Here is a 6,686-nt window from a genome sequence, read left to right as displayed (position 1 = left end):
CAAATACTAATGCCAGATGGTATTACTAATCTCTCAACCTATAATATTATTATTAATGCTTCAGGTTTTGAGATTCTAGATGTAAAAACAGAACAAACTTTCAATTTTAAAGAACACTCCACTTATTCAATAGATCATGATTTACCCTTCAATCTAAAATTGGATAGGACTATACCCTTTCAAGATATTAAATGTAAAACATTTATAGATAATTTCAATTCTAAAAAAAATGCTACACTTAATTTGAAGAGATTACTGGAAGTTGAACCCATTGGCGAGCAAAGTGATTTATTAAAAGTATCCATTAAAGGGGAAAGTACCGAATTAACAGAAGCAATTATTAATAGCCTGGTTGAAATCTTTAATCAGGATGGAATTAGTGATAGACGTCTAGTATCCAAACGTACTTTAGAGTTTATAGATGATAGATTTGAATTTTTGGCTTTAGAACTAGACTCGATTGAAGTTGATTTTAAAGACTTTAAACAACAAAATAATTTGATAGATATCGAAACTGATGCTCAGATTGGATTAGAAAAACGTACTAAATCGGATGAGGAGGTGTTTCGACTTAATAATCAATTGGCTTTAGCTAAGCTTATACAGGAAGCTTTAAGGTCTCCAAATTCAGAGTTATTACCCGCAAATTTTGGATTGGAAAGTAGTAATATCAATACTCTAATTGCAGATTATAATACGGCTGTTTTAGATCGTGATAAGCTTAAAAAAAGTGCAGGAGAAAATAATCCTTCAGTGCAAATAGCAAATACAGCAATAGCAGATTTAAAACTAAATATTGAGAACTCGCTTAAAGCCTATATTTCTCAATTAGAAACATCACAAAATCAATTAGAACTACGAAATAAACGTCTCGTTGGGGAGGTGGCTCAAATCCCAGAAAAGGAGAAACTATTGCGATCTATCGCCAGGGAGCAGAAAATTAAGGAAAGTCTCTATTTATTGTTATTGCAGAAACGTGAAGAAGCGGCCATTAACTATGCCATCACAGAGCCCTCTATTAAGGTAGTGGAGTATGCCCTTTCCGGTTCCAAGCCAATATCACCGAAACCAAATATTGTATACGCAGGAGCCTTGTTAGGTGGCCTGTTAATTCCTTTTGGAATTTTGTATCTCATATTTATGCTAGATACCAAATTACATAGTAAAGACGATATCAACACTTTATCCCCTAAAATTCCAGTAGTTGGGGAAATTCCCGATCTTAAAAAGAAGAAAAACACCATCTTTAACGATCCAAGTGATCGATCTGCATTGGCTGAGTCCTTCAGAATTTTAAGTTCGAATGTCAATTATATCCTGCCACTTAATAAAGACAATAAGGGGCGTGTGATTTTTTGTACCTCAACCATTAAAGGAGAAGGGAAAACCCTTGTTAGTCTAAACCTTTCTTTGGCATTATCTAGCATTAATAGAAAAGTATTATTGATAGGGGCCGATTTAAGAAATCCACAAATACATACCCATATTGCTGAGAATAAGCAAAAACCTGGGTTGTCTAATTTTCTTCATGATGCTAATTACAATTGGAAAGATGCTTTAATTAGTGGCTTTGAGAAACATCCTAACCATCAGATCATCCTTTCTGGTAGTATTCCACCTAATCCAGCACATTTGTTGACCAATGGACGCTTTGAAAAACTTTTAGAGGAAGCACGCGAGGAGTACGATTATGTGGTTGTGGATACCGCACCTACAATTCTGGTGACCGATACCCTACTCATTTCCCAGTTAGCTGATGCTACTATTTATTTGGCAAGGGCTAATTATACTGAGAAGAATTTGCTTAAGTTTTCTAAAGAACTTGAAGAAACTGGAAAACTGAAGAACATGGCTTATGTGCTAAATAGTGTCGGTGCAGGAAAATCCTATGGTTATGGTTATAATTATGGCTATAACTATGGTTATGGTAGTGATGAGGATTAATATTTAAGTTTATACGCTTATTTTTATCTCGATAAAGTAGATATGGCCTAGGTCATACATAAGTCCTGTTGTGATTATATATTACTTTTAAAAGTGAATTTTAAAACATAAGAGCATTTATTTTCACTTCTTTCCAAAATAATGATCCATAATATCATCGCCCTTAATAGAGATGATGCTTTAGTAGAGGCTGCTGAGTTACTTTTTGAACCATAACAAGTATGCACAATGTACTTGTGGTTGCAGGTAAGTTAATTGCTGGGGTGTTAAGTTATTCTAATTTACCGCGTATTGACCTTGCAGAGGCTGTTTTATGATACTTAAGAGAACATTATATGAGATTTACCACACAAGTTATGGTAAAAATGTGACTGTATTTGCTTCAAATACAAATATCAAAACCGTCACACTATAATCTTTTCAGAATGCGATTTTCGCGCCTTGTCTATTGTTGATAATGGCATCTTAGTTGGCGTTATCACCACTGTAGATGTAATGAACCATCTATATAATTAACTTTAATTTGCTAAGTCTTTTAGATGTTTAATGGTCGCAGTGGGGTCACTACTTTTAAACACATGACTGCCGGCAACAAAGGTATCTGCACCTGCCTCTACTAACTTTTTGATATTTTGATCGGTTACTCCACCATCTATTTCAATACGTGTATCTAGGCCTTGATCCTCGATCATAGCTCTTAACTTTTTGATACGTTGGTAGGTCACGGCTTCAAACTTTTGTCCTCCAAATCCAGGATTTATGGACATCAAAAGAACCATATAACACTCAGGTAAAATATCTTCTAAAACATTGATGGGTGTGGTTATATTTAAAACAATTCCTGCTTTACAACCTGCATCTTTAATCTGTCTCAAGGTTCTATGTAAATGTACTGTAGATTCATAATGAACTGTAATAATATCAGCACCAACCTTTGCGAATTCTTCAATATAACGCTCTGGTTTTTCAATCATTAAATGCACATCTAATGGTTTGGTAGCATGTGTTTTAATGGCTGCGATAACGGGCATACCATAAGAAATATTGGGTACAAAATGGCCATCCATAACATCGATATGAAACCAGTCGGCTTCACTATTATTAACCATTTCAGTATCGCGTTGCAGATTGCCAAAATCCGCAGCGAGCATGGAGGGAGCAATTAAACATTTACTCATGAGCTATGTTTTAAGAAATTTGTAGTTAGTTGAATGAGTTCTTCTGCTGGTAAATAATTAGCGTTCTTTATCCAATTAAAGTACAAATATAGCTTTTTCATATCGGCATACTTCTGAAAAATTTCGAATTTTCCTCCATTATAATCATTGAAGATTCTCCCTTCGATAGTAGTGTCTAATAAGGTAATGATAGTCTTATGCCGCGGATCGACCTTTATTTTATTAAAAAGGCCGTCAATTTGTTCGGAATGCCCCTCTAAAATTTGAAAAAAGTATTTGTTTTTAAGGATAAGAAGTCCAGTAATATTATTCTTAGAATTATTTTTTTTACAAAATCAATGAGCTCAATAATGGTGTCTTTTCTGAGGTCTCTTGCGAAATTACTGATATAACAAATGGTTTTCATTTTCTGAAGGTGCTGCTAACGAACTTAAAGATTGCTAAAAAAGCGAACCTCCGGTAATCAGCCGGAGGTTCTTTCATCAATCAAAAAACGAACAGTTATGTTTTGTAACTGTTGTTACCTTTATTAGGTTGGTCGTTAAATATACAAAAAACTAACCTAAATACGTCTTTAATATTTTACTTCTGGACGTGTGTTTTAAACGTCTTATCGCTTTTTCTTTAATTTGTCTTACACGCTCACGTGTTAAATCAAAGGTTTCACCAATTTCTTCTAAAGTCATTGGGTGCTGATTACCTAATCCAAAATACAAACGGATCACATCAGCTTCCCGTGGCGTTAAGGTTTCTAAAGCACGTTCAATTTCTGTACGAAGTGATTCGTGTAATAAATCTTTATCAGGATTTGGTGATTCACCACTGCGCAATACATCATATAAATTAGAATCCTCTCCTTCAACTAAAGGTGCGTCCATCGATACATGACGTCCAGAATTTTTCATCGATTCTTTAACGTCATTGATAGTCATATCTAACTCTTTAGCAATTTCTTCTGCTGATGGAGGGCGCTCATGGCTTTGCTCTAAAAAGGCGAACGTTTTATTGATTTTATTGATAGAACCAATCTTGTTCAGTGGTAAGCGTACAATACGCGATTGTTCTGCAAGAGCCTGTAAGATGGATTGTCTAATCCACCAAACCGCGTAAGAAATAAATTTGAATCCACGTGTTTCATCAAAACGTTGTGCCGCTTTAATTAAGCCTAAGTTACCTTCATTAATTAAATCTGGTAAAGTTAACCCTTGGTTTTGATATTGCTTAGCCACAGATACTACAAAACGCAAATTAGCTTTAGTTAATTTTTCTAAAGCAATTTGATCACCAGCTTTTATACGCTGTGCTAATTCTACTTCTTCATCTGCGGTAATCAAATCTACCTTACCAATTTCTTGTAGGTATTTATCTAATGATGCGGTTTCTCTATTGGTAACCTGCTTGGTAATTTTAAGTTGTCTCATTTAAATAATTTGCATTAAAAATTTAAGGCGGAACATCAGGTGTTCTTTTATTATACGTTCAAACTCCAGAAAATGTTACAAAAAAGATATAAAAATAAAAAGTCCATCAAATTATGATGGACTTTTACACAGTTTATTGTAAGAAAATTAATCTTCTTTCTTATCTTCTTTAGGTTTTCTATCGTCTCTACGATTATCTCTGTTGCGATTGTCGCGACTACGATGATTTCTATTGTCTTTTCCGCGATTATTAGTATCGCGCTTTGGCCGCTCTTGCCAACCTTCTGGTTTTGGTAAAATAGCTTTGCGCGATACTTTTTCTTTTCGAGTTCTAGAATCGATACCGAAATATTTTACGTCAAATACATCTCCCATGTTTACGACATCAGAAACATTTTCCGTACGTTCCCAAGCCAATTCACTTACATGTAACAGTACTTCGTTACCAGGGGCCTCTGTGTATTCCACAACAGCACCAAAGTCAAGCATTTTAACAACTTTAACTTCGTAAATACTACCAACTTCTGGTTTAAACATCATAGCATCAATATGTGCCATCACAGCATCGATACCTTTGTTACCAACGCCAAGAATTTCAACAATACCTTCTTCAGTTACAGGATCTTCATTTATTACGATAGTTGTTTCAGTTTCTTTCTGTAATTCTTGAATCACTTTACCGCCAGGGCCAATTAAGGCTCCGATAAATTCATTAGGAATTCTTGTCGTAACCATAGTCGGTGCATGATCCTTAACGGAAGCATTAGGAGCTTCAATTGTATCTGTGAGGTGCTTTAAGATGTGTAAACGTCCATCTCTAGCTTGCATTAATGCCTTCACTAAGATTTCATAAGAAAGCCCTTTGATTTTAATATCCATTTGGGTGGCTGTAATACCATCAGCAGTACCAGTAACTTTAAAGTCCATATCTCCTAAATGATCTTCGTCTCCTAGAATATCAGAAAGTACGGCATACTTATCACCATCAGATATAAGTCCCATAGCAATACCCGAAACAGGCTTTTTAAGTTGTACACCAGCATCCATTAATGCCATTGTGCCAGAACAAACAGTGGCCATAGATGAAGAACCGTTAGATTCTAATACTTCTGAAACCACACGTACTGTATACGGGCAATCTTCTGGAACCATACCTTTCAAAGCACGTTGTGCCAGGTTACCATGTCCAACTTCTCTACGAGATGTTCCTCTAATTGGTCTGGCTTCTCCAGTTGAGAATGGAGGGAAGTTATAATGTAAGTAAAAACGTTCTTCGCCTTCGTAAGATGGCATGTCTATTTGGTTAGCTTCTCGCGAAGTACCTAAAGTAACTGTCGCTAAAGCTTGAGTTTCACCACGTGTAAAGATTGCAGAACCATGTGTAGAAGGTAAATAATCTACCTCACACCAAATTGGTCTAATATCTGTAGTCTGACGTCCATCTAAACGTAAGCCTTCGTCTAAGGTTAAATTTCTAATGGCTTCTTTTTGCGCTTTAGCAACATACTTATGAATCAGTTTACCTAATTCATCTTGCTCTTCCTCAGAGAAAGAATTGAAAACTTCTTCTTTTATTTCGCTAAATGCTGCTCCACGTTCGTGTTTTGCAGATCCTGCTTTGGCAATAGCATACGTTTTGTCATATACCATGTCATGAATCTTTTTTGCTAATTCTTCATCTTCAACCTCAGGATCGTATTCACGAATTTCTTTTTTACCAAAAGCTTCAGCTAATCGTAATTGAGCATCACACTGCATTTTAATAGCTTCATGCGCAGCTTTAATGGCTTCTACCATTTCTTCTTCTGAGATCTCATCCATTTCGCCTTCTACCATCATCACAGAATCTGCCGAGGCACCAATCATCATATCGATGTCAGAGGCTTCTAATTGTTCATATGATGGGTTGATGATAAATTCGCCGTTAACACGTCCAACTCGAACTTCAGAAATTGCTGTTTCAAATGGAATGTCTGATAACTGAATCGCTGCAGATGCTGCTAATCCGGCCATAGCATCTGGCATAACTTCTGGGTCATGAGACATCAACTGAATCATTACCTGTGTTTCTGCATGGTAATCTTTAGGAAATAATGGGCGTAAACATCTATCCACTAAACGCATGGTTAATACCTCACCATCA

General features: G+C 35.8%; 4 protein-coding genes and 1 pseudogene. 1 reads left to right on the top strand and 4 read right to left on the bottom strand.

Annotated elements, in window-relative coordinates; genetic code table 11:
- Positions 1-1,944: tyrosine-protein kinase family protein (locus HRU49_RS13645; RefSeq protein ID WP_296358105.1), on the top strand; the 1,944-nt coding region annotated here is incomplete at its 5' end.
- Between the two features lie 518 nt (positions 1,945-2,462).
- Here HRU49_RS13645 and rpe read toward each other — a convergent pair.
- The 4 genes and pseudogenes from rpe to HRU49_RS13630 form a co-directional block, all read right to left on the bottom strand.
- The gene (gene rpe, locus HRU49_RS13640; protein WP_296358103.1) at positions 2,463-3,122 is read right to left on the bottom strand and encodes a ribulose-phosphate 3-epimerase; all 660 of its coding nucleotides are present in this window, start codon (positions 3,120-3,122) and stop codon (positions 2,463-2,465) included.
- A pseudogene (locus tag HRU49_RS14770) lies at positions 3,119-3,442 on the bottom strand (BLUF domain-containing protein); the annotation flags it as partial. The gene rpe and the pseudogene HRU49_RS14770, both read right to left, overlap by 4 nt.
- Before the next feature lie 237 nt (positions 3,443-3,679).
- Entirely contained in the window at positions 3,680-4,543 is an 864-nt protein-coding gene (locus HRU49_RS13635) for a sigma-70 family RNA polymerase sigma factor (protein WP_094967995.1), read from the bottom strand.
- A 147-nt stretch (positions 4,544-4,690) separates the two neighbouring features.
- Positions 4,691-6,686 (bottom strand): polyribonucleotide nucleotidyltransferase (locus tag HRU49_RS13630; protein WP_296358101.1); only part of this gene is annotated, 1,996 nt, incomplete at its 5' end.

It is taken from the genome of Winogradskyella sp., assembly GCF_013213975.1.
Classification (GTDB): domain Bacteria; phylum Bacteroidota; class Bacteroidia; order Flavobacteriales; family Flavobacteriaceae; genus Winogradskyella.
This window is presented reverse-complemented; position numbering and strand designations above follow the sequence as displayed.